The sequence below is a fragment of the Streptomyces bikiniensis genome (genome assembly GCF_000716625.1).
In the GTDB taxonomy this organism is placed as follows: Bacteria; Actinomycetota; Actinomycetes; order Streptomycetales; family Streptomycetaceae; genus Streptomyces; species Streptomyces bikiniensis.
On record NZ_JNXJ01000001.1, the window covers coordinates 173880 to 198361 of the forward strand.

Here is a 24482-nt window from a genome sequence, read left to right on the forward strand (position 1 = left end):
GCGCGCCACACCGGGTCCTCCGGCACCCGGTCAGTGGCGCGTGGTCAGGCTGGTCAGTCCGGAGATGGTCAGGACCGGGGTCAGGAGCGGGCCGGCGACGAGTTCGAGCCGGTCGGCGTGGGAGAAGAGGACGCTCAGGCCGGCGCTGTCCAGGTAGTCGACGGCGGTCAGGTCGAGGACGAGGGGCCCCGGGGTGCGGTCGAGCGCGTCGGCCAGGCTGCCCGTGTTGCTCATGTCGATCTCGCCGACCGCGGTCAGCACGGCCGTACCGTCCGGCCGTCGACCGGGCGTGAGGGTCAGGGACGTGGTCATCAGGCGATCCTCGTGTGCATGTCGACGGTGGTCCCGGTGGGGCCCTGGGTGACGGTGACCTGTTGCATCAGGGCCCGCATCAGGGCCATGCCGCGGCCGCGGTGGGCGTTGCGCTCGGGTTGGGGCACCTTCCACCGTCCGGTGTCCGCGACGATCAGGCGCAGGTTGTTCGCGGACGCCTCGGCGCGGAAGTGGACGGCGTCGCCGGGGGCGTCGCGGTGTCCGTGCTCGATGGCGTTGGCACACGCCTCGCCCGCCGCCACGAGGATGTTCTGCACGGTGCCCGGCGGCAGGTCGCACTGGTCGAGCCAGCCGCGCAGGGCCCTGCGGACGGGCGCGAGCTGGCCCGATTCCGCGGGGAAGGACATCTCCAGCGGGGCCGGGTGCCGGTAGAGCAGCAGGGCGACGTCGTCGTCGTAGCCGCCGGCGGGTGCCAGCCGGGACATGACGGCGGTGGCGAGTTCGTCGATCGCGGTGTCCCGGCCGTCCTGGAGCGCCTCGCCGGCCTGGTCGATGCCCGCGCTGAGCGGACGGCGGCGGCGTTCGACGAGTCCGTCGGTGTACAGCAGCAGGGTGGAGCGGGCCGAGATGGTGCAGCTGCCCTCGGGGCGCTGGGCGCCGGGACGGACGGCCAGGGGGAGGGAGCGCCCGTCTTCGAGGAGCCGGATGGTGCCGTCGGGGCGGACCAGGATGCCCGGGGGGTGCCCGGCGCTGGAATAGGTGAGTCCTCCGGTCCCGGGGTCGAGGACCCCGCAGAACACGGTGGTGCACATCGCACCGGGAACACCGGCGGCGAAACGGTCCAGGGCCATGAGCGCCTGGGCCGGGCCGGCGTCCTGCAGCAGCAGGGCACGGCAGGCGCTGCGCAACTGGCCCATGACGCTGGCGGCCTCCAGGCCGCGGCCGACGCAGTCGCCGACGACGATGCCGATGCGGCCGTCGGGCAGGGCGACGGTGTCGTACCAGTCGCCGCCGACCTCCAGGGGCCGGGTGGCGGGCTCGTAGCGGACGGCGAAGCCTTCGGGCAGGTGGGACGGGCCGAGGATGGCGCGCTGCAGGGCGATGGCGGTCTCGCGCTGCTGGTCGATCTGGTGCGCGCGGGCCAGGCCCTGGGCCAGGCGTCCGGCCAGGAGGGACAGCAGGAGCTGGTCCTCGCCGGTGAAGGGGCGCTGTTCGTCCAGGTCGATCCGGAGGGCGAGCGGACCGTCGGGGTGCTCCAGGAGGACGGCCGCCCCGCCCGGGTCGGTGACGGGGGTGAGCTCCGGCTGCCGGCACAGGTCGGCGAGCGCGTGACGGTGTTCGGCGGGCAGCCCCCGCCAGGTGAGGGAGGGGTCGGTGGCGGTGAGGGCGGGTTCGTCGCCGTGACCGAAGACCGCGGCCGTGACGTTCCGGGCGTGCCACACCTCCTTCAGCTCCTCCAGGGCGCCGGTCATGGCGTCGGACAGGCTGGTGGCCTGGGACAGGCGGGCGCCCAGGGCGGCCAGGGCGGTCTCGCGCTGGACGGCGTAGTGCTCGGTGGTCACGTCGCGGAAGGTCCCGACGATCACGGTGCGATCGGTGTCGGGGTCCTGGACCTGGTTGAAGGTGGCGCTCACCCACAGGCGGTGCCCGTCGCGGTGGGTGACGGGGATGGTGTAGCTGCCCCGTTCCTGGCCGGTCAGCGTGGCGAAGGCCTCGGCGACCTGACGGTGGGCCTCGGGGTGGGCGGCGGCGTCCGGCCACCAGGGGTGAACCGGCCGGTAGGGCAGGTCCTCGGGGCCGTAACCGAGGATGGCGGTGAAGGAGGCGTTGATCTCGACGACCGCGCCGTCCTCGTCGCAGACGAAGAACGCCTCCTGGAGGGAGTCGATGAGGGCGGTGCGCCACCGGGCGTGGTGGTTGCGCAGCCGGGCCAGCTTCACGTTGGCCTCGACCCGGGCGAGGAGTTCGGCCGCCGCGAACGGCTTGACGAGGTAGTCGTCCGCGCCTGCCTGCAGACCCTCGATGGAGGCCTCCTGCCCGGCGCGGGCGGAGAGGAGCAGGACCGGCACCGAGGCGGTGCGCGGGTCGACGCGCAGCGCCCGGACCAGGTCCAGGCCGTTCAGACGGGGCATCATCACGTCGCTGACCACCACGTCGGGGGCTTCCGCGCGGACGGCGTCGAGGGCCTGCCGACCGTCTTCGACCGCGTGGACCGAGTGGCCGGCGCCGCGCAGCAGCCGGGTGAGGTACTCGCGCATGTCGGCGTTGTCGTCGGCGATCAGCACCCGTGCCGGGGCCGCCGGACGGGGGGACCCCGCGTCGTCACCGGTGCCCGGGGCGGCGACGAACGCGGGGGCCGCCTCCTCGGTCCTCTCGCCCGGCAGCCAGCGCAGGGCCTCCTGGAGGAAGGGATCGGCGGCGGAGGGCGCGACGGTGCCCGTTTCCGGCCGGATGGCGTCGGCGGGCAGGTGGGCGGAGCCGAAGGGCAGCCGGATGGTGAAGCGGGTGCCCTCCCCCTCGGTGGAGGCGGCGGTGATGGTGCCGCCGTGCAGGCCGACCAGTTCCTTCACCAGGGCCAGGCCGATGCCGCTGCCCTCGCCGGAACGGGAGCGGGCGCTCTCGATGCGGTGGAACCGTTCGAACAACCGGGGCATCTCCTCGGCGGCCACGCCGATCCCGGTGTCCACGACCGTCACCACGGCCTCGCCGTCCTCCGCGCGCACGCCCACGCGGATCATGCCGTCGAAGGTGAACTTCAGCGCGTTGCTGAGCAGGTTGAGGACCACCTTCTCCCACATGCCGCGGTCGACGTACACCGGCTCGGGCAGGGGCGCGCAGTCGACCTGGAAGTCCAGGCCGGCCTTGTCGACGGCGGAGCGGAACACGCTGGCCAGCTCGCCGGTGATCGCGGCCAGGTCGACCGGTTCGTAGCTCGCCCGCATCCGGCCCGCCTCGATGCGGGAGAAGTCGAGGAGCGTGTTGACCAGCTTGCCCAGCCGAAGGCCGTTGCGGTGTACGGCCCTCAGTTCCTCCTGTACGCGCGGCTCCGCGTCGGCGAGCTGCTGCTGCAGCTCCTGGACCGGCCCCATGATGAGGGTCAGGGGGGTGCGGAACTCGTGGCTGATGTTGGAGAAGAAGGTCGTCTTGGCGCGGTCGAGTTCCGCGAGCTCCTCGGCCCGGCGTTGCTGGGCCTGGTAGCTGCGGGCGCTGGAAACCCCGGTGGCCACGTGCCCGGCGACCAGTTCCAGGAAGCCGCGGTAGCCCTCGTCCAGGGGGCGGTAGCGGTTCAGACCGGCCACCATGAACCCGTAGGGCACCGTGCCCTGTTGGTGCAGGGGGACGACAAGCGCCTGGGTGGGCACCTCCTCCCACCCCCCGGAGGGCAGGTCCCGGAACGGCTCGCCGTCCAGCGGCACCAGCTGGGACTCCCCGCGGGCCGGGGCGTCCGTCGGCCACACGGACGTGGAGTCCGCCGGCAGGGTCTCCGCCGCCACCGGGTGGCCGACCGGCACTCCGGTGACGGAGGAGAGGCGGGCGGAACCGTCTTCCTGGAAGAGGTAGGTCAGGGTGAAGGGCAGGTCGTGCGGATTGCGGCCGAGCTGCTCCGCGACGAAGTCGAACATCTGGGGTTCGGTGCGGATGACGCTCGGGTCGGAACCCAGGTCGCGCAGGGTCGCCATGCGGCGCTCGCCGATGACCCGCTCGGTGTCCTCGCTGACCACGCACAGCATGCCCACCACGGCACCGCCGTCGTCGCGCAGCGGGCTGTAGGAGAAGGTGTGGTAGCTCTCCTCGGGGTAGCCGGAGCGTTCGAGGAACAGCAGCAGCGCCTCGTCCCAGGTCGCCTCGCCGCTGTTCAGGACGGTGTCGATGCGCGGACCGATGTCGCCCCAGATCTCGGACCACACCTCGCGGGACGGCCGGCCGAGCGCCCAGGGGTACTTCTGTCCCAGGGTGTCGCGCCGGTAGGCGTCGTTGCAGAAGAACGTGAGTTCCGGTCCCCAGGCCATCCACATGGCGAACTTCGAGGACAGCAGGATGCTCACGGCGGTCCGCAGACTCTGCGGCCAGTCCTGCGGCGGTCCCAGCGGCGTCGCCGACCAGTCCACCCGGGCGAGGTCCTCGCCGATCCCCTTGTCGGCGCCGAACACCCCGGTCACAGCCGTCGACGGCGTGGCGGTCCCGCCGTCCTCCGAGCGCGTCACAGACCATCCTTTCGTTCGCTCCGGCCCTCGCGCGGAGCGCCTGCCGCAGACGGCTCCCGAGAGCCGTCGAACACCGGACACCACGGGTCCGGTACCCCGCAGGAGCTGTCGGAGTCCTTCTGCACCGCCTGAGGATCCACCGGTGTGCTTCCGTAGGATAAGACAATCGCCGAGGTCTGCAGCAGCGCCGGTGGTGCACGGCCGGGCGGGTGCCCCACGGGGCTCGGGCGGCTTCACCGGGCCGTCGGCCTCCTGGCCGCCGCTGTGGGGCCGTACGTCCTCACGGACGCGCGTCCCGGGGCCGTCCGCCGCGGAGACGGACGAGAAGTGGGCCCCCGGACAGCGGCAAGGCCTCCTCGCGCGCCGATCTCGCCGACAGCGGACCTTCCGGACTCCGGAGGCGTGGTGGGGCCGACCGCGACGACCCGGTCGAGGTCGCCTTCGGTGCCGGTCCGGGCGGGCGGGGCCTTCCGGACAGGCCCTAGGAGGCCGGCTCGGGACGCAACCGGGCGTACGGCTCCTCGGGGCAGGCGGCGTCCGGCGGGGCGACCTTGAGGTAGGCGGTCGCGTACTGCGGGTTCTCGACCTCCTCGCCCGGCGCCGGCTCCTGGAAGCAGACCCGCCACGTACCCGGGTCGGAGGGCAGTGCGACGTCGGTGTAGACGCTCTCCGGCCGTACCTTCCGGATCCCGACCGCCTCCAGCGTCTCCCCGGCCCGTACGAGGGTCGCCCCGGCGACGCCCGGCATCACCGGCCAGGAGACCGCCTCGCCGTCCGCGGCGGGACAGGGCGAGTCGACGCGCACCACCCCGAGGTCGAGCACGGGCCGCCCGCCGCCCCGCTGCCCGCCCGCCGTCTGGAAGCACACCTTCCACCCGTCCGCGTCCCACTGCCCGTCGTCCCGGTCGGAGGCGTCGTGCGTCACGACGTCGTACCCGGCCCCGTCCGCGACCTCCTGCGCCTCCTCGAGCACCTTTCCCACGAGCCGCGGGGGCCCGGCGGGCACGGAGGGAGTGGCCGTGGGCTCCACGGAGGAGGGAGGGACGGAAACCTCCGGCCGACCACCCTCCTTCGCGTCCCCGACACCCGCTCCCGGCCTCCCGCCCGGATCACCGGACACCAGGAGTCCACCCCCGACCACCATCAGCACACCGAGGACGACGATCCCCGGCCGCCGCCACCAGGGACGCGCGGCGGGACTTGCGGGCGGGGGCGGGGGCGCGTAGGAGTCCACGGCGGGATCGTAGGCCCGTCCCCACGGCCACCGCCGGGGTACGCCCGGATCGGCGGAAACGCACCCCGGATATCCTCTCAGCCCTCCAGGAAAGGACCGGGAAGTGATGCGCAGCACGGTGTTCCGCTGGACCGCGTGGGTGGCGGGGGCGCTGGCCCTCGGACTCCTGGTGACGTGGATCTGGTGGCGGGAGAGCGACACGGCGGCCCGCTGGCGCTTCGAAGAGGCCATGAAGACCTACTGCGGGGGCGTACTGGCCTACGAGGAGGGCCCGTTGTTCGAGGGCCTCGGGCACGAGGTCGCACTGCGGGGCGACCACAGCCCGAGGAAGGACGCCCACACCTGCTGGCTGGGCACGTCGAGGCGACAGGTCGTGGTGGCGCTCCTGCCCGGCGGCGATCCCGGTCCCGGCGAGCTGAGGGACACCCTGCCGCCGCTCCGGGACAGGGTGCTGCTGCCGCTCCCGCTGGGCGGGGGCTGGCGGGGCTGGATCGACGGCTCTTCGGCACGGGTCCTGCTCGACTGCCGGGGAAGCGCGGACCGCGTCGCCGTGACGGTCGAAATGACCTCCCGTTTGCGTGAGGAGGACGCGGAGAAGGTCTTCGCGGAGCCGGAGAGGATGTGGGAGGACACCGACCACCTCTTCGGAACCCGGTTCGCCCTCGCGACGGCGGTCAAGGCGGCCGGGCACTGGGGCTGCGAGGCCGAGACGGGGAAGCCCCTCACGTCCCTGCCCGAGGTCACCCGCGACGAGGAGGCCGAACGCGCGGACGGCACCTGCGCGGGCCTGCCCTTCGCCCTCGACCGACGGCTCGACACCGTATGGGAGACCGCGGTCGACCGGTCCGCCGTGTACGAGATCTGCGAGGTCGAAGCCTCCGGTCACTTCACCGAGAACCCCTACTCCTTCTCCGCCCGCTTCGGCCCGTACGCCCTGGCGGCCCGACGCGAGGGGGACTTCCGCGACACCGCAGGCGGGGTCGGCGCCAGGGGCGGCACGCTCTGGGCCTCCGCCCGCTGCCCCGGCGACACCGAACGCGCCCTGTTCACCGGCTCCGTACCGCCCGAGGCCTTCACCGCATGGTTCCCCGACGAGAAGGGCGGAGAGACCTTCGGCCTGCCCGCCTTCCACGAGTTCGCCAAGCGCTCCGCCGAACGCCACGGCTGCACCGACCTGCGCCTGCCGAAGCCCCGCTGACCCTCGCGGACACCGGCCGCCGCCTTCGGCGGCATTCGGTTCGCGCGGCCGGTTCCACCGTTTCACGGTCCCGTTGACGTGCGGTGGATTACGCTGTGTAGCCCGGACGCGACGAGGGCGGCCTTCCGCACCGCCGGTCCGTACGAGCGACGCGGAGGGTGACGCGATGCCGCAGCGACGAGTGGTCAGCGGCCGGAGCCAGGAGCCGCGCCGGCGGTTCGCGGAGGAGCCGCACAGACTCCGGACCACCCGGAAGCTGACCCTCCGGCAGCTCGGTGACCGGGTGGGCCGGGACTGGTCCCTGTTCGGCAGGATGGAGAAGGGCGAGACGCTGGGGAGCCCGGACGTCGTCCAGGGCCTGGACGCGTTCTACGAGACGCCGGGGCTGTTGCGGACGCCGGAGTACGCGCGGGAACTGCCGGCCGCGGGCGGTCACAAGGGCAAGGAGCTGGAGCAGCAGGTCGAGGCGAGGATGGGCCGGAAGGCGCTGCTGGAAGGAAGGGACGCGCCGCCGTTCCGGGCGATCCTGGCGGAGGCGGCCTTGCGTACACCGCTGCGGGACGGGCAGGGACGGCGCGCGCAGTGGGAGTACCTGCTGGAGATGTTCGAGCGGCGCAACATCACTGTGCACGTCCTGCCGCAAAGCGCGGGATCGCATGGGCTGGTCAGCACGGAGGCGTGGTTTCTGCGCCTCGTGAACGGCCGCCCGGTGACTTATACGCGCGCGGCGACGGCCCCCGCGAACCTTCGGGGTCGCGGGGGCCGTCGGCGTGTCCCGGTCGGTCAGATGTCCCGGAAAAGACTTGGCAGCCCTGTGAGCTGCGCAGACTCGTGACGTAGGGCTTCTGGCCTGGGGAAGCACCCTTTCTCTTCTTTCGCCCTCGTACCCCTTGATGCAGTCGAAAGTCCCAGGAAAGTCCCAGAGGAGTCCCATGCGCGAGTGGCTGTAATGGCAGAGGCAGATGTGCCGCCATGTGGGGCGGAGTGGAGCGTCGCGGCCGGGGAGGGGGCGGTCAGAACGCCCCTCCGTGCCCGTCGAAACGCCACGCTCTGTCGAGTCGGTGGCCCATGGCTGCCTGGTGCGCGTGCTGCAGAGAGAAGGTGTCGATAGGAGAAGGGCGCTGCCGCAGACTTGAAGTGCACCGGCTCCGGAGGCCGTCGGCGTTTCCGGCGCCTTCCCAGGTCAGTAGCTTAGATGGCGGCATGTTAGGGGCTCGGTCCCGCGTATGTCCTGTGAAAATGAAATGTCCTGTTTGTTTGCCATTCTGTGTCGTTGTCCTTGTGTCGAGGTCCCGCGGCGCGACGTGACAGCCGTCACGAAGGCCTACTACGCGCAAGGATGGACGGCCCCGTCTCGGGTGCTCGAAATGTCGCGGTGACCAAGTGCTTCCGAACGCCCGGAACGCAGCTGCCCGCCGAGCGGCCATCGGGCCGGACGCCGTTCGAGCGCTGGCCGCACCCGAGGGAGTGCGCGGCCTGTCCGCGGCCGGGGTTACTTCCGGCCAGGTATCCATTTCATGCCGAGCCGGTACGCCCGGGAGATCACGTCCTGGACGCCGGGGCCGTCCGCCGGCGTGAACCAGCGCACCTCGCGTTCGATGACGAGTTCGCCCTTCTGTCGTTTGACGAGGGCGATGGCACACGCGTGCGCCATCGGCGGGCACTCGTCCAGAATCACTCGGAACCGGCTACCACGGTCGGAGGTCAACGTCACCACCGCGTCGAGGCCGCGGAAGTCGCCGGACCCCTCGTATATGTAGACGAAGAGCAGGAGCTTCTGGAACTCGGCCTGGTGGTCCAGGTTGATGACGAGGTTCTCTCCCGTCTCCCGGGCCCCGGTCCGGTCGTCCGAGTCGAGGGCGACGTAGGGGAAGCGGTCCACCGCGCCGAAGGCGTTCCCCAGCGCCTGCACCACGGTCTTGGAACCGTCGGTACAGCGGATCATGCAGCCGAGGTCGAGGTCCACCGTCCTGGCCGGGGCCGCGCGCAGCGAGGCCCGGATCCGGTCGAACAGACCACGCGTCTCGCCGGTCGCCCGCTGGGCGGCGGCCTGTGGCGAGGTCCAGTTGAGGTTGACCTTGATCAGTCCCGAGGTCACGCCGTGCTTGTCCAGGAAGACCGTGGGCGAAGCCTTCGTCAGGTCCACGGCGGCGGGCTTGGTCATACGGCACCTTTTCGAAGAGGGGGGCGGGGGACGACCGTGCAGGTGGAGGCATGGGATTGCAGAGGGGCGGCCGGAGGGCTGAGCCGGTAGGACCGGGAGGGCGGCTCGAACAACCGGAGGCATCGACTCGTGGGGGTGGCGCCGTTCTGATCTCTGGAGTCGTTCGGCCTGGCGGCCTCTAGCATGAGGGCCGTCGGAGGGGGCCTGGGCCGGAGCGGAGCACGGAGAGTCGTGGGCGGTCTTACGGAAGCGAAGCTGAGGGCACTGGCCGGGGGGCGATCGTTCGAACGTGGACTCGGTTATGTGCACGAGGTGTCCGGGGTCGAGTTCGGTGACGGCTGGATCAGGGCGTTGGTGCGCGGCACGGAGCGGTACGAGGTGGAGCTGCTCCTCGGCGGCGGCAGGAAGCTCGCGGGCACGTGCGACTGCCCGTACGGCCAGGAGGGCAACTTCTGCAAGCATCTGGTCGCGCTCGGCCTGACGGTGATCGCCCAGGAGGCCGACCTGCCTAGCCTGAGGAAGGCGGCCAGGGACCGGACCCGAGGCCTCGAAGCCTGGCTGACCGGCCTGTCACGGGACGATCTGATCGCTCTCGTGAGGGAGGAGGCGGCCGATGACCGGAGCCTGCGGAGGCGTCTGGAACTGCGGGCGGCGAGCGTCCACGGCGACGTGGCCGGGATCCGTTCCCATATCCGCGAGTTGCTCGACATCGGCCCTTTCGCGCAGTACGGCTACGTCGAGTACGCCGATGCCCGTGCCTACGCCGACCAGGCCGGGCAGGCGGTCGCCGCGATCCGGTCGCTGACGGCTTCCGGTCGGGCGGCCGATGCGACGGCCCTGGCTCAGGAGGCGATCGGCCTGCTGGCCTCCGTGGTCGAAGGTGTCGACGACTCCGACGGCCGACTCGGCCAGGTCGGCGCCGATCTCGCCGACGCCCACCACGAGGCCTGCCGCGCGGCCCGCCCGGATCCGGAGGAGCTCGCGCACTGGCTGGTGACCCATGCCCTCGACGAGGCGGCCGACCTGACGGACTTCGACCCTCTGGATTACGGGGACGTGCTCGGGGAGCGGGGGACGGCCGCTCTGCGCCGGTACGCCGCCGAGGCGTGGCAGGCGAACCGCACCGGCTGGGCCGAGAAGCACCTGATGCAGCGCCTCGCGAAGTCCGGTCGGGACATCGGCACGGTGATCGCCGTGCACGCCGCCGACCTCGCCCCGGACGGCCACACCCACCTGCTCGTCGCCCGCGAACTCGACGCCGCCGGCCGTACCGCCGAAGCCCTGGAATGGGCCGAGCGCGGCATCCGGGAGGCCGAGGACCTGGCCGGCGTCGACACCGCCCTGGTCGACCACCTCGCCGACCGCTACACCCGCACCGACCGGCTCGCCGACGCCGTCACCCTGCGCCGTGACCACTTCGCCGCCCGCCGCACCCTGCTCACCTATCAGCAGCTACGTGTCGCAGCCGTGGCCGCCGACTGCTGGCTGACCGAGCGGGAGGAGGCACTGAAGCTTCTCCGCGCCGATGTCGAACAGGTTGGCGTGTACGGTGGCCGGGTCCTCGTCGACGTCCTGTTGGACGACAAGGACCTCGATGCCGCCTGGCAGGCAGCCCACGAGCACGGCGCCCACGACGGCCAATGGCTCACCCTTGCCGACCAGTCCCGCCCGACCCGCCCCGCGGATGCCCTTCCTGTCTACCTTCGCCTGGCCGCCCGCCTCGCACGCGAGACTGGCAACCGCGCCTACGAACAACTCGTCAGCCTCCTCCTGAGTGTCCGCGACTGCCACCACCGCCTCGGCACGCCGGACGACTTCACCGCCTACGTCGCCGACCTGCGCGCCGCCCAGAAGCGCAAGCGGAATCTGATGCGACTGATGGACGACTGTGGGCTATGACTCGCCAAGCATGTCATGTTGACATCGTCAACGCACCTTGCTGTTGTTTACAATTGAACTCCCGTGTACGCTGTTCGCGGGGCTGGGGGTCTGCCCGCGTCGTGAGGCGGGGCATTCCTCCGTGGGGAGTCGTGTGCTCGCAGGGCCGCGCGAAAACGCAAGGGAATGGGCTGTGGCGACGGAGATGATCGCGGGGCGGTTCCGGCTCCTGGGGGCTGTGGACTCGGGCAACATGGGTGAGGTCCACAGAGCCGAGGATCTGGAGGCCGCTCCAGGCGACGCCGATCGCGTCGTGGCGGTCAAGCTGATCCTCCGGCGCCGGTCCGGCCTGCAGATCGACACGCACGGCGACACCAAGGCCGTGGAACGGTTCGCCCGCGAGGTCCGGATCATGCAGACCTTCGCCCGGCACCCCAACCTCCCGCGTACGATCGCCGGCGGTGTGGACGACACGAACGGCGGCCTGCCCTACCTCGCGATGGAATTCCTCGACGGCCATCCTCTGGCCGACCTGGTCGCCGACGAGCCGCAGCTGCCGATCTCCTGGGCGGCGGCCATCGCGGCGCAGATGGCGGAGGGGCTCAAGGCCGCCCACGTCGAGGGTGTCATGCACCGCGACCTCAAGCCCCGCAATGTCATGCTCACCCGCGGTGGCCTCGTGAAGGTCCTCGACTTCGGCATGGGCCGGATCGTCGACGACCCGGACGGTACCAAGCTCACCAGCACGGGCGTCACCGTCGGCACCGCCCGCTACATGGCACCCGAGCAGTTCCAGGGCGGAGCCGTGACCCCGGCCGCGGACCTCTACGCCCTCGGCTGCGTCCTGTACGAGATGCTCCTCGGCGTACCGCCGTTCGTCGGCACCTCCGCGTACGAACTCGGCGAGAAGCACGTCCATCAGGCACCGAACCCGGTCCGGCTGGTCCGGCACGACGTCCCCGAGGCGCTCGCCCGCCTCGTCGACCGCCTCCTCGCCAAGGACCCGGCGGACCGCCCCGAGAGCGCCGCCGCCGTACGGGACGCCCTGCTGCCGTTCGTCGCGCCCGGCGAACCGCTGCCCACCTGGCGCGAGTTCGATCCGGTGGGCCGCCTCCTCCAGGACCGGGCCGCGCTCGCCACGCCCACGGCGCGGCAGGCTTCGGCCGGCCAGGCGCCCGCCCAGACCCGCCCGCACGCCTCCGGCATGGACGTCTTCGGCGTCCACCGGGACCTGATCGACGAGTACCGCGCCTTCACCCAGGGCGGCACGATCATCCGCGACGAACGCGTCGCCGACTTCGTCCGGCGCGACCTCGACGCCAAGTCCCAGTGGCCCAACCCGTGGATCTCCCTCAACCCCTTCTTCGACTCCGCCGGCACCGTTGCCGAACTCGCGTCCCAGGGCGTCCTCCACCCCGAGTGCGCGCGGATCTTCCAGGCGAAGAAGACCAGGGGCGGCACCGTCTGCGACGGCCGCCCGCTCACCCTCCACCAGCACCAGCGCGAAGCCGTCGACGCCGCCCGGTCCGGGGCGTCCTACGTCCTCACCACCGGCACCGGCTCTGGCAAGTCCCTCTCCTACATCGTGCCCATCGTCGACAAGGTCCTCAGGGACCGGGAGACGGAGCCGCGAGGAACGGCCAAGAGAGTCCGCGCGATCATCGTCTACCCCATGAACGCCCTGGCCAACAGCCAGCTCAAGGAGCTGGAGAAGTACCTGAGGGACGGCTACGGCGCAGGACGCGAGCCCGTCACCTTCGCCCGCTACACCGGCCAGGAGGACGACGCCGCCCGCAGGGAGATCCGTGACAACCCGCCGGACATCCTGCTCACCAACTACGTGATGCTGGAGCTGATGCTCACCCGCCCCGACGACCGAGACAGCCTCGTCCGGATGGCCAAGGGCCTCGAATTCCTCGTCTTCGACGAACTCCACACCTACCGAGGCCGCCAGGGCGCCGACGTCGCCCTGCTCATCCGCCGCGTCCGCGAGGCGTGCCAGGCCGACCGCCTCCAGTGCGTCGGAACCTCCGCCACCATGTCCACCGAGGGCACGATCGACGAGCAGAAGAGCGTGGTCGCGGGCGTCGCCTCCAAGCTCTTCGGCACGAGGATCCGCACCGAGCACGTCATCGGCGAGACCCTGGTCCGCGCCACCGACCCGGCCCCCGACGCGGTCCCTGCCGAGCGGCTGCGCACCACCGACGCGCCCCGCGCGTACGCGGACCTGGTCCGCGACCCGCTCGCCCGCTGGATCGAGACCCGCTTCGGCCTGGCCACCGACACCCTCACCGACCGCCTCGTCCGCCAGAAGCCGGCCAAGATCGAGGACGCGGCCGAGGACCTCGCCCGGGAGAGCGGCGTGTCCGTCGAGGACTGCGCCGCGGCCCTGCGCGCCACCCTGGAGGCCGGCTCGCAGGCCCGTCACCCCGTCACGGAACGCCCCCTCTTCGCCTTCCGCCTCCACCAGTTCCTCTCCAAGGGCGACACCGTCTACGTCACCCTGGAGGACCCGGACAGCCGCCACCTCACCCGTGACTACCAGCAGGTGCAGCCCGGCACCGACGGCAAGCTCCTCATCCCGCTCGCCTTCTGCCGGGAGTGCGGCCAGGAGTACCTGACGGTGTGGCGCACCGAGAAGGACGGAGAGGTCCGCTATGAGTCCCGCCGCGACACCTCCGCCACGGGCGGCAGGGCCGGCGACGGCTACCTCTACGTCGGCCGCCCGTGGCCCCGCTCGCTCGACGAGGCCGTCGCCGAGCGCAAGCTGCCGGAGTCGTGGCTGGAGCTCGACGACCGTGGTCAGGAAGTCGTCAGGAAGCCGTACCGCGAGCGCGCGCCCCGTGCCGTGACCGTCGACCCCTATGGGTACGAGGGACGGGGCGACCTGGACGCCGCCTTCATCCCCGCCCCGTTCCGCTTCTGCGTCCAGTGCTCGGTGTCCTACGAGCAGCCGCGTGGCAAGGACTTCGCGAAGCTCGCGACCCTCGACCAGGAAGGCCGTTCCTCCGCCACCTCCCTGGTGTCGGCGGCCGTCGTCCGCTCCCTCAAGGCCGTGCCCGAGGAAGCCCTCGACAAGGAGGCGCGCAAGCTCCTCACCTTCGTCGACAACCGCCAGGACGCCTCCCTCCAGGCCGGCCACTTCAACGACTTCGTCCAGATCACCCAACTGCGCGGCGCGCTCTACCGGGCCGCCCTGGACGCGGGGGAAGAGGGCATCCACCACGAGGAGCTGGCCACCCGCGTGGCGAACGCCCTCGCCCTGGACCCCGTCGAGTACACCGGTCAGTCGGACCTGCCGCCCGCCCTCGCCCGCAACGCGGCCAAGACCCTGCGTGACGTCATCGCCTTCCGTCTCTACCTCGACCTGGAGAGCGGCTGGCGCATCACCATGCCGAACCTCGAGCGGACAGGTCTGCTGACGATCGACTACGCGGACCTCCAGTGGGTCGCCGAGCGTGACGAGCGCTGGCAGGACACGCATGCGGCGCTCTGCGGCGCCGACCCCGCCCTGCGCGCCGAGATCACGCGGACGCTCCTGGACGACATGCGCCGCGAACTCGCCATCGACGTCCAGTACTTCCGCGACGACTTCGACGCCCTCCAGCGTGCCAGCGAGGAACGCCTCATCGACCCGTGGGTCCTCGGCAGGTCCGACGCGCCCAGGGTCAAGACCGCCTACCCGCAGCCCTCCAGCCCCGGCATGGACCGGTCCGGGCACTTCCTCTCGGCCCGCGGCAAGTTCGGCAAGTACCTGCGCCGCACCGCACCCACGGTCTTCGACGTGCGCGACGGCGTGAAGCTGGACAACACCGACCTCCAGAAGATCATCGAGGACCTGCTGAAGGTACTCGCGAAGGCCGGCCTGGTCACCGAGGTCAGCGCCGCCCCCCAGCGCGCCGGCCGCTTCCGCGTGCCGACCGGTCCCGCCGCCACCGGCTACCGGATCTCCGCCGCCTCCCTCATCTGGCGGGCCGGCCCCGGCGAGTCCGGTGCCCACGACCCCCTCACCCGCACCTACCCCAGCGGCGACGGGCCGCGCGTCAACACCTTCTTCCGCGACCTCTACCGCAACGCCGCCGCCGAACTGTCCGGCCTGTTCGCCCGTGAGCACACGGCCCAGGTCGACCCCGCCGAGCGTGAGCGCCGCGAGGAAGCCTTCAGCAAGGCCGAACTGAAGCTCCTCTACTGCTCCCCGACCATGGAGCTGGGCGTCGACATCTCGTCCCTCAACGCGGTCATGATGCGCAACGTGCCGCCCACCCCGGCCAACTACGCACAGCGCAGCGGACGCGCCGGCCGGAGCGGCCAGCCCGCCCTCGTCACCACGTACTGCGCCACCGGCAACAGCCACGACCAGTACTACTTCCGTCGCTCCGAGCGCATGGTGGCGGGCGCCGTCGCCCCGCCGCGCCTCGACCTCGCCAACGAAGACCTCGTCCTCTCCCACCTCCAGGGCATCTGGCTCGCCGAGGCCGGGCTGAAGCTCGGCCGGGCCATTCCGCAGATCATCGACATCGCGTACGACGAGAGCCTGGGCCGCCCGAACCCGGCGCTCCACCTCCACGACGACCTGTACGCGGCCTCCCGCGACGCCGACGCGCAGGCCCGCACGGTGGCGGCGGCCCACCGGGTCCTCGGCCCGTTGCTCGCCGACTTCGCCACGACCGTCTGGTGGGACGAGCGCTGGATCGAGGACCGCGTCCGCACCGCCCCCGACCGCTTCGACCGCGCCTTCGACCGCTGGCGAGACCTCTTCCGGGCCGCCCTCGTCGACCAGTACGTCCAGAACAAGCGGGTCCTCGACCACACCCTCACGGAAGGCGACCGGCGGCGCGCCGTCGCCCGCCGCAAGGAGGCCGAGACCCAGCTCAACCTCCTGAAGAACGAGACCCCGGACAGCCGGTCCGTCCTCTCCGACTTCAACCCCTACCGCTACCTCGCCTCCGAGGGCTTCCTGCCCGGCTACTCCTTCCCCCGCCTGCCGCTGGCCGCCTACATCCCGACCACCGGCCGCCGCCACGGCGACGGCGACTACCTCCAGCGCCCCCGTTTCCTCGCCATCCGCGAGTTCGGCCCCGGCGCGCTGATCTACCACGAGGGCGCCCGCTACCAGGTGACCCGCGTCCAGCTGCCCCCGGACTCCTCCGGTGACATCGCCACCACCGCGGCCACCCGCTGCAAGCACTGCGGCTACCACCACGACCCCGAGCAGCGCGCCGACGTCTGCGACATGTGCAAGGAGCCGCTCGGCGCCGCCGCCTACAACCTGCTGCACCTGCACACCGTCTACACCCAGCGCCGGGAGCGGATCTCCTCCGACGAGGAGGAGCGCCGCAGGGCCGGATTCCGGCTGGAGATCTCGTACCGCTTCCAGGACCACGGCATCCGCAGGGGCCGCCAGGACGCCCACGTCTCGGACCCGGCGGGCAGTCTCGCCACGATCTCGTACGGCGACTCGGCCACCGTCCGCATCACCAACAAGGGACGGCTGCGCGCCAAGGAGAACGAGCAGGACGGCTACTGGCTCGACCCCGCAAGCGGCCACTGGATGAACGAACGAGATGCCGCCGAGGCGTCCGGCGACTCCAGCGAGATGCCGGTCATCGACCCGGACGGCAACGAGAAGCGCCGCAAGAAGCGAGTCGTCCCCTTCGTCGAGGACCGCCGCAACATCCTCGTCGTCACCCTCGACGAGCCGCTGCCCGAACCCATCGCCCTCACTCTCATGTACGCCCTGGAGCGGGGCGTCGAGGCGGCGTTCGAGCTGGAGGACTCCGAGCTCACCAGCGAACTGCTCCCGCCCGACGACGGTCCCCGCAACCGCTTCCTGCTCACCGAGGCCGCGGAGGGCGGCGCCGGAGTCCTGCGCCGCCTCCAGGCCGAGCCCGGAGCGCTCGCCGTCGCCGCCCTCCGCGCCCTGGAGATCTGCCACTTCGACGAGCACGGAGTGGACCAGGCCGAGCAGCACTGCGCCCGCGGCTGCTACGACTGCCTGCTCACCTACGGCAACCAGCTCGACCACGCGGCGATCGACCGCCACACCGTCGTCCACCTGCTGCGCCGCCTCGCCTCCGCCGTGTCCGAGCCCGAAGGGCGGGGCGAGTCCCCGACGGAGCAGCACCGGCGGCTCGTCGAGGAGCTGGGGCGAACGGCCCCGAAGCTCGCCGACACGCCGGCCGACGACGCCGACGACATGGCGAACACTCCCCTGGAGCAGACCCTCGTCAACTGGCTCAGGGACCACGGCCTGCGCCTGCCCGACAAGGGCCAGACCCTCGTCGGCACCGCCCTCCCCGACTTCGTCTACCACCTGCCCGGAGTCAAGCTCGCCGTCTTCGTCGACGGGCCGGACAGGGAGGAGGACGCCACCCGGGACGAGGACGCCGAGGAGCGCCTCTACGACGCCGGCTGGGGCGTCGTCCGCTTCCCGGCCGACCCCGCCGACTGGGACGCCGTCGTCGCCCGCCACGCCCGCTACTTCGGCGGCCCCGCCGCTTCCTGACCACGGAACCGACCGACCACCCGAGGACCCCGAGGACTCACCCGATGACGCTCACCTACTCCGCCGGTTCCCTGGTCACCGCCCGAGGCCGCGAATGGGTCGTGCTCCCCGAGAGCGCCCCCGACATGCTCGTCCTGCGCCCGCTCGGCGGTTCCGACGACGACATCGCCGCCGTCTTCCCCGCCTTCGAGGACGTCAGAGGCGCCGAGTTCGCCCCGCCGTCCGCCGCCGACCTCGGCGACCACCGCGCCGCCGGACTGCTGCGCTCCGCCCTCCGCATCGGCTTCCGCTCCGGCGCCGGCCCCTTCCGCTCCCTCGCCGGCATCGCCGTCGAACCCCGCGCCTACCAGCTCGTCCCGCTCCTCATGGCGCTGCGACAGAGCACCGTACGGCTCCTCATCTCCGACGACGTCGGTATCGGCAAGACCGTCGAGGCCGGCCTCATCGCGAGCGAACTCCTCGCCCAGGGCGAGGCACGCGGCCTTGCCGTCCTCTGCTCACCGGCCCTCGCCGAGCAGTGGCAGGAGGAGCTGCGCACCAAGTTCGGCCTCGACGCCGAACTCGTCCTCGCCTCCACCGTCTCCCGCCTGGAGCGCGGCCTGGACCTGGGGCAGTCGCTCTTCGACAAGTACCCCCACGTCATCGTCTCCACCGACTTCATCAAGTCCACCCGCCACCGCGACGACTTCGTCAAGCACTGCCCCGACCTGGTGATCGTCGACGAGGCTCACACCTGCGTCGTCGCCGACGACACCACCTCCACGCAGAACCAGCTCCGCTACGAGCTGCTGCGCCGCGTAGCCGAGGACGCCGAGCGTCACCTGCTCCTCGTGACCGCCACCCCGCACAGCGGCAAGGAGTCCGCCTTCCGTAACCTTCTCGGCCTGGTCAGGCCCGAACTGGCAGGCACGGACCTGGACTCCGACCGGGGCCGACGACTCCTCGCCCAGCACTTCGTCCAGCGCAAGCGCGCCGACGTACGCCAGTACCTGACGACCGAAGACGGCCTTGGCGACGACAGCCTGGCCGAGCGGACCGCGTTCCCGTCCGACCGCTTCTTCAAGGACGAGACCTACAAGCTGTCACCGGCCTACCGCGCCCTCCTCGACGACGCCATCGCCTATGCGAGCGAGCGCGTCGAGGCCGCCGGCAGCCAGGGCAAGCGCGAGGCCCGTATCGCCTGGTGGTCCGCGATCGCCCTGCTCCGCTCCCTCGTCTCCTCCCCACGCGCCGCCGCCCAGACCCTCCGTACGCGCTCCGCCGCCGCGGCCGCCGCCAGCGCCGAGGAAGCCGACCGCTTCGGCGCGCCCCTCACCCGTGACGCGGCCGACAGCGACAGCCTGGAGGGCATGGACGTGGCCCCCGGCGCCGAGACCGACGACGCGGGCGCCCGCCTCGCCGAACTCGCAGACCGGGCCGCCGCCCTGGAGGGCCCGGAAGGCGACCTGAAGCTGAAAGCCCTGGTCAAGCACCTGAAGACGCTGCTCGCCGACGGCTACCACCCGATCGTCTTCTGCCGCTACATCCCCACCGCCGAGTACGTCGCCGAGCACCTGGGCGGCAAGCTCGGCAAGAAGACCGTCGTCCGCGCCGTCACCGGCACCCTCTCGCCCCAGCAGCGCATCGAGCGGATCGAGGAGCTGGCGGAGGAGGCCGGGCAGGACCCCGCCGCCCGCCGCGTCCTCGTCGCCACCGACTGCCTCTCCGAGGGCGTCAACCTCCAGCACCACTTCGACGCCGTCGTCCACTACGACCTCGCCTGGAACCCCACCCGCCACGACCAGCGCGAGGGCCGCGTCGACCGCTACGGGCAGCAGCGCGACGAGGTCCGGGTCATCACCCTGTACGGCAGCGACAACGGCATCGACGGCAAGGTCCTCGACGTCCTCATCAAGAAGCACCGCCAGATCAAGAAGGACCTCGGCATCTCCGTCTCCGTCCCCGACGAGACCTCCTCCGGCGTCACCGACGCCATCGTGGAGTGGCTGCTGCTGCGCGGCCGGGAGGGCGAGCAGGGAACCCTCTTCGAGACAGACTCCTTCCAGCAGAGCTTCGCCGACCTGGAGGCCGACTGGAAGTCCGCGGCCGAACGCGAGACCCGCTCCCGCTCCCGGTTCGCCCAGCGCTCCATCCACCCGGAGGAGGTCGCCCGCGAGGTCCTCGCCATCCGCGACACCCTCGGCCGCGCCGACGAGGTGAAAGACTTCGTACGGACCTCCCTCACCGCCCTGGAAGCCCACCTGGTGGAGGCGGGCGACGGCTCCGGCGACTTCACCGCCGAGGTCAGCGGCACCTCCGCCGGCCTGCGCGACGCCCTCGCCCCCGTCGTCGGAGCCGCCGCCGTCGAAGGCGCCCGCCCCATCCCGTTCCGTACGACCTCGGCCGTGGCCCGGGGCGAGGCCGCCCTCGTCCGCACCGACCCCGTCGTCGGTGCCGTCGCCACCCACGTCCTGAACTCCGCCCTCGACAGCCAGGCCGACGGCCGCCGCCCCGCCCGCCGTTGCGGTGTCGTCGCCACCCGCGCCGTCGACACCCGCACGACCCTGCTCCTCGTCCGCTACCGCTTCCACCTCACGCTGCCCTCCCGGCAGGGGGAGAAGCAGCTCGTTGCCGAGGACGCCCGCCTCCTCGCCTTCCAGGGCTCCCCGAAGAACGCCGTGTGGCTGCCCGAGGAGCAGGCCCATGCCCTCCTCACCGCCCAGGCCGCCGACAGCGTCGACCCCGACCACGGTGAGCACATGATGACCCGGGTCCTCGGCCAGCTCTCGGCTGTCACCGACCACTTGGAGCAGTACGGCGACACCCTCTCCGCCGAACTCCACGAGTCCCACCGGCGGGTCCGCCGCGCCTCCGACGAGATCGTCCGCGGCCTGCGGGTCACCGCCCAGAAGCCGGCCGACGTCCTCGGCGTCTACGTCTACCTGCCCGCCGCGTCCGGAGAGGCCGCCGTCTGATGTCCGCCACCACCCGCAACCAGGTCTTCTCCGCCGTTCACACCGTCGGCGGCCTGCTCCCCGCCGACATGCTGATCCGCATCGCCGACGGCAAGGACGTCAAGGGCTCCGCCCCCGCCGACTACCAGGTCATCGGCGCCCGTTCCGTACGCGACGAGGCCGAACGCCACTGGGACTACCTGAAGTCCGTCTGGCGCGAACTGCGCGAGAAGCTGCCGGTCGCCCCGGACGCCGAGACCCCGGCCGACCCGACCGGCCTGGCCGTCTCCCAGTGGCTGGAACCGCTCTTCGCCGAGCTGGGCTTCGGCCGCCTGACCCCGATCGGCGCCACCGGCATCCCGGCGGACAGCGACCCCGACCGCGTCTTCCCCATCAGCCACCGCTGGAACCACGCCCTCCTCCACATGACGGCCTGGAACGCCGACCTGGACAAGCGCACCGGCGGAGCGGGCACGGTCCCGCCCCAGTCCCTCGTTCAGGAGTGTCTGAACCGCACCGAGGCCCACCTGTGGGGCGTCCTCACCAACGGCCGCCGGCTCCGCATCCTGCGCGACTCCAGCGCGCTCGCCACCGCCTCGTACGTCGAGTTCGACCTCGAAGCCATCTTCGACGGGGAACTCTTCAGCGAGTTCGTGCTCCTGTACCGCCTGCTGCACGTCTCCCGCTTCGCGGTGGCGGAGGGCGCGGCCCCGTCCGCCTGCTGGCTGGAGAAGTGGCGTACGGAGGCGATCGCGTCCGGCACGCGGGCCCTGGACCAGCTCCGTAAGGGCGTCCAGGAGGCCATCACCACCCTGGGCACGGGCTTCCTGCGCCACCCGGCGAACACGGCCCTGCGTGAGGACACGGACGTCAAGGCCCTCCACGGGGCGCTGCTCCGTCTCGTCTACCGCCTGCTGTTCGTCTTCGTGGCGGAAGACCGCGATGTCCTGCACGGCAAGGAGGCGACGGAGCAGGCGCGGGAGCGTTATGCGTCGTACTTCTCCTCGGCTCGCCTGCGCGCCCACGCCCGCCGCCGCAGGGGCACGGCCCACGGCGACCTCTACCAGGCCCTCCGGATCGTCCTGGACGCCCTCGGCGACGAGAACGGCCGCCCGGAACTGGGCCTGCCGGGCCTCGGCGGCATCTTCGACGAGACGGAGACGGACGCCCCCCTGAAGGGCCTGTCCCTCTCGAACGAGTACCTCCTCACGGCCGTACGCCACCTCTCCCAGGTCCGGGACGCGGGTTCGCGGCGCTGGCGCACCGTCGACTACCGCCACCTGGACGCCGAGGAACTGGGCTCGATCTACGAGTCCCTGCTCGAACTGGTCCCGCAGCACAGCGCGGCCGACCGGACCTTCGAGCTGGTGGAGTTGGCAGGCAACACGAGGAAGACGACGGGCTCGTACTACACCCCGTCCTCGCTCATCGAGTGCCTCCTTGACTCCGCCCTGGACCCGGTCTTGGACGACGCGGTCAAGCGCGGCGAGCAGACGGCGAGCGCGGCGGGCGACCCGGACCCGTCGGACGCGATCGTCCGCGAGCTGCTTTCCCTCACAGTCTGCGACCCGGCCTGCGGCTCGGGCCACTTCCTGGTGGCGGCGTCGCGGCGGATCGCGAAGCGGGTGGCGGCGGTACGGGAACGCAACCCGGAGCCGACCCTGGAGGCCGTCCGCCACGCGCTGCACGAGGTCGTGGCGCGATGCGTCTACGGCGTCGACCTCAACCCGATGGCCGTCGAACTGGCCAAGGTGTCGCTGTGGCTGGAGGCCCTGGAACCGGGCAAGCCGCTCGGCTTCCTGGACGTCCACGTGAAGCACGGCAACGCGCTGATCGGAGCGACGCCGAAGCTGCTGCGTGGCGGGATTCCGGACGAAGCGTTCATCGCGACGGAGGGCGACGACAAGAAGCATGCCAAGTCGTTGGAGAAGCTGAACGCCGAGGAGCGGAAGGGTCAGTTCACCCTCTTCGACATGGAGGACGAGGGCGTGAAGGTCGCGAACACGACCCTCGCGGCCGGCATGCGCCGGATCACCCATGCCCCCTCGGACAACCTGCGTGAGGTACGGGGCCAGGCGGCGGCCTACGAACAGTGGGAGAAGTCCGCCGACTACCTCAACGCCCTCCACCTGGCCGACGCCTGGTGCGCCGCCTTCATGTGGCTGAAGACCCCGGAGGCTCCCAGGGCGGTCACGCACGGCCTCTTCCGCTCCCTGGAGGACCCGGACGCGTCCAGCGCCTCGAAGGCCACCCACGACGAGATCGTGCGTCTGCGGGAGCAGTACCACTTCTTCCACTGGCACCTGGAGTTCCCGGAGGTGTTCTTCGTCCCGGACGGGGTTGTCACGGGGACGGTGGACGAGGCGACGGGCTGGGCGGGCGGCTTCGACTGCGTGCTCGGGAACCCGCCGTGGGACAGCGTGGAGCTGAAGGAACAGGAGTTCTTCGCGCAGCGCGCTCCCGAGATCGCTGCCATCTCGAACGCGAGCGCCCGCAAGAAGCAGATCGCCAAGCTCCAGGACGACCCGGACACGCTGGAGCTGTACGGCGAGTACGCGGCGGCGAAGAGGGCCGTCTACGCGGAGAGCCACTTCCTGCGTCGGTCGAAGCGAGTGCCGCTTACGGGCCAGGGGAACCTGAATCTGTACGCGGTGTTCGCGGAGACGGACCGGATACTGACGGGCGAGCGGGGCCGCGTCGGCGTCATCGTGCCGACGGGCATCGCGACGGACGCGCGGACGCAGTACTTTTTCAAGGATTTGGTGCAGAAGGGTTCGATCGCGGCGCTGTACGACTTCGAGAACCGTGCCGGCCTGTTCCCGGACGTGGACTCCCGTATGAAGTTCAGCATCCTGTCCCTGACGGGCCGGGCCCTGCGCGAGCCTGCCGCTCGGTTCGCCTTCTTCCTCCACGACCCGGTGGAGTTGGACGAGGCGGACAAGGCGTTCACGCTCACACCCGAGGAGATCACCCTACTCAACCCGAACACCGGCACGTGCCCGGTCTTCCGCTCCCGTCGTGATGCGGAGATCACGCTTGGCATCTACCGCCGTGTCCCTGTCTTGATCGAAAAGGATGATCCAAGAGGAAACCCATGGGGCACGTCCTTTCTGGCCATGTTCCACCTATCCCACGACTCGCACCTCTTCCACAGTCGCGAGGAACTGGAAGCCGACGGGTGGCACCTCAGCGGCAACGTCTTCGCCAAGGGGGAAGCCAGGATGCTGCCTCTGTACGAGGCGAAGATGGTCGACTTCTATAACCATCGCGCCGCAGACGTTGTGAAAAGCGATACGGCTGCCCAGCGCCAGAATCAGCCGGAGTACCTGAACGAGGAAGCGTGGAAGGATCGCGGGCGCTCCGTCATTCCCAACAACTGGGTTGCCGAGCCTGAAGTTCGAGACAAGCTCGACAACAGGGGATGGCGCCAGAAGTGGCATCTGGGATGGAGAGACGTGACGAGCTCCACTAACGAGCGCACTGTCATTGTGAGCGTTATCCCTGACTCGGCCGCTGCCAATAGCCTTCCCGTGTCCATCGTCAGCGCGGGGCTGACGAGTCGAGTGGCGGAACTTCTCGCCTGCCTCAGTTCGCATGTCCTGGACTACACGGCTCGACTCAAGGTCGGCGGTGTCCACCTGAATTTCTTCATCTGTAACCAGTTCCCCGTCCTTGCTCCAGGGGATCTGGCTGAGCATGCGGAGTTCATCAGGCAGCGAGTAGTTGAGCTCACCTACACGGCCAGCGATCTTGAGCCCTTCGCCCGCGATCTCGGCGACACCGCCGCCCCCTTCATCTGGGACGAAGACCGCCGCACCGTCATCCGTGCCGAACTTGACGCCCTCTTCTTCCACCTCTACGGCATCACCCGCGACGACGTCGACTACATCCTCGACACCTTCCCCATCGTCAGGCGCAAGGACGAAGCCAAGTACGGCACCTACCGCACCAAAGACCTCATCCTCGCCGAGTACGACCGCATGGCGGCGGCCGGTGTCAGCCTGACGACGCCCCTCGTGGACGGCGAGAACTACACCTCCACCCTCACCCCGCCCCCGGGCCACGGCCCCCGCCACCCGGAAGCCTGACGCT

The 24482-nt window shown here is 71.1% G+C and carries 10 protein-coding genes; 6 read left to right on the forward strand and 4 right to left on the reverse strand.

What is annotated here, in order from left to right:
• Nucleotides 1-30: 30 nt before the first annotated feature.
• From OO47_RS00735 to OO47_RS33800, 3 genes are all read right to left on the reverse strand, one after another.
• Complete coding sequence (locus OO47_RS00735) at nt 31-312, reverse strand: STAS domain-containing protein (protein WP_030211495.1); 282 nt, start codon at nt 310-312, stop codon at nt 31-33.
• Nucleotides 312-4478: a SpoIIE family protein phosphatase gene (locus OO47_RS00740; RefSeq protein ID WP_030211496.1), complete on the reverse strand. Its 4167-nt coding sequence runs from the start codon at nt 4476-4478 to the stop codon at nt 312-314. The genes OO47_RS00735 and OO47_RS00740 overlap by 1 nt, the downstream gene beginning before the upstream one ends.
• Nucleotides 4479-4959: 481 nt before the next feature.
• On the reverse strand, nt 4960-5460 hold the full coding sequence (locus tag OO47_RS33800) for a PASTA domain-containing protein (RefSeq protein WP_158708622.1): 501 nt from the start codon (nt 5458-5460) through the stop codon (nt 4960-4962).
• Between the two features lie 358 nt (nt 5461-5818).
• Between OO47_RS33800 and OO47_RS00750 the strand changes: the two genes are divergently transcribed.
• Together OO47_RS00750 and OO47_RS00755 are read left to right on the forward strand one after the other, a co-directional pair.
• Nucleotides 5819-6910, forward strand: a complete 1092-nt coding sequence (locus OO47_RS00750) for a hypothetical protein (protein ID WP_030211500.1) — start codon at nt 5819-5821, stop codon at nt 6908-6910.
• 166 nt (nt 6911-7076) lie between these two features.
• Entirely contained in the window at nt 7077-7745 is a 669-nt protein-coding gene (locus tag OO47_RS00755) for a helix-turn-helix domain-containing protein (RefSeq protein WP_078489414.1), read from the forward strand.
• A gap of 657 nt (nt 7746-8402) precedes the next feature.
• Here the strand turns inward: OO47_RS00755 and OO47_RS00760 are convergent.
• Nucleotides 8403-9074 (reverse strand): hypothetical protein, encoded by a 672-nt coding sequence (locus tag OO47_RS00760; protein WP_030211505.1) that lies wholly within the window; start codon nt 9072-9074, stop codon nt 8403-8405.
• A gap of 231 nt (nt 9075-9305) precedes the next feature.
• Between OO47_RS00760 and OO47_RS00765 the strand changes: the two genes are divergently transcribed.
• The 4 genes from OO47_RS00765 (at nt 9306) to OO47_RS00780 (ending at nt 24478) form a co-directional block, all read left to right on the forward strand.
• Nucleotides 9306-10973, forward strand: a complete 1668-nt coding sequence (locus tag OO47_RS00765) for an SWIM zinc finger family protein (RefSeq protein ID WP_030211506.1) — start codon at nt 9306-9308, stop codon at nt 10971-10973.
• 184 nt (nt 10974-11157) lie between these two features.
• Nucleotides 11158-17457: a protein kinase domain-containing protein gene (locus OO47_RS00770; protein ID WP_033207628.1), complete on the forward strand. Its 6300-nt coding sequence runs from the start codon at nt 11158-11160 to the stop codon at nt 17455-17457.
• Nucleotides 17458-17501: 44 nt separating this feature from the next.
• On the forward strand, nt 17502-20411 hold the full coding sequence (locus OO47_RS00775) for a DEAD/DEAH box helicase (RefSeq protein WP_030211511.1): 2910 nt from the start codon (nt 17502-17504) through the stop codon (nt 20409-20411).
• Nucleotides 20411-24478 (forward strand): Eco57I restriction-modification methylase domain-containing protein, encoded by a 4068-nt coding sequence (locus tag OO47_RS00780; RefSeq protein WP_030211513.1) that lies wholly within the window; start codon nt 20411-20413, stop codon nt 24476-24478. Before OO47_RS00775 ends, OO47_RS00780 begins: the two co-directional genes overlap by 1 nt.
• Nucleotides 24479-24482 lie beyond the last annotated feature (4 nt).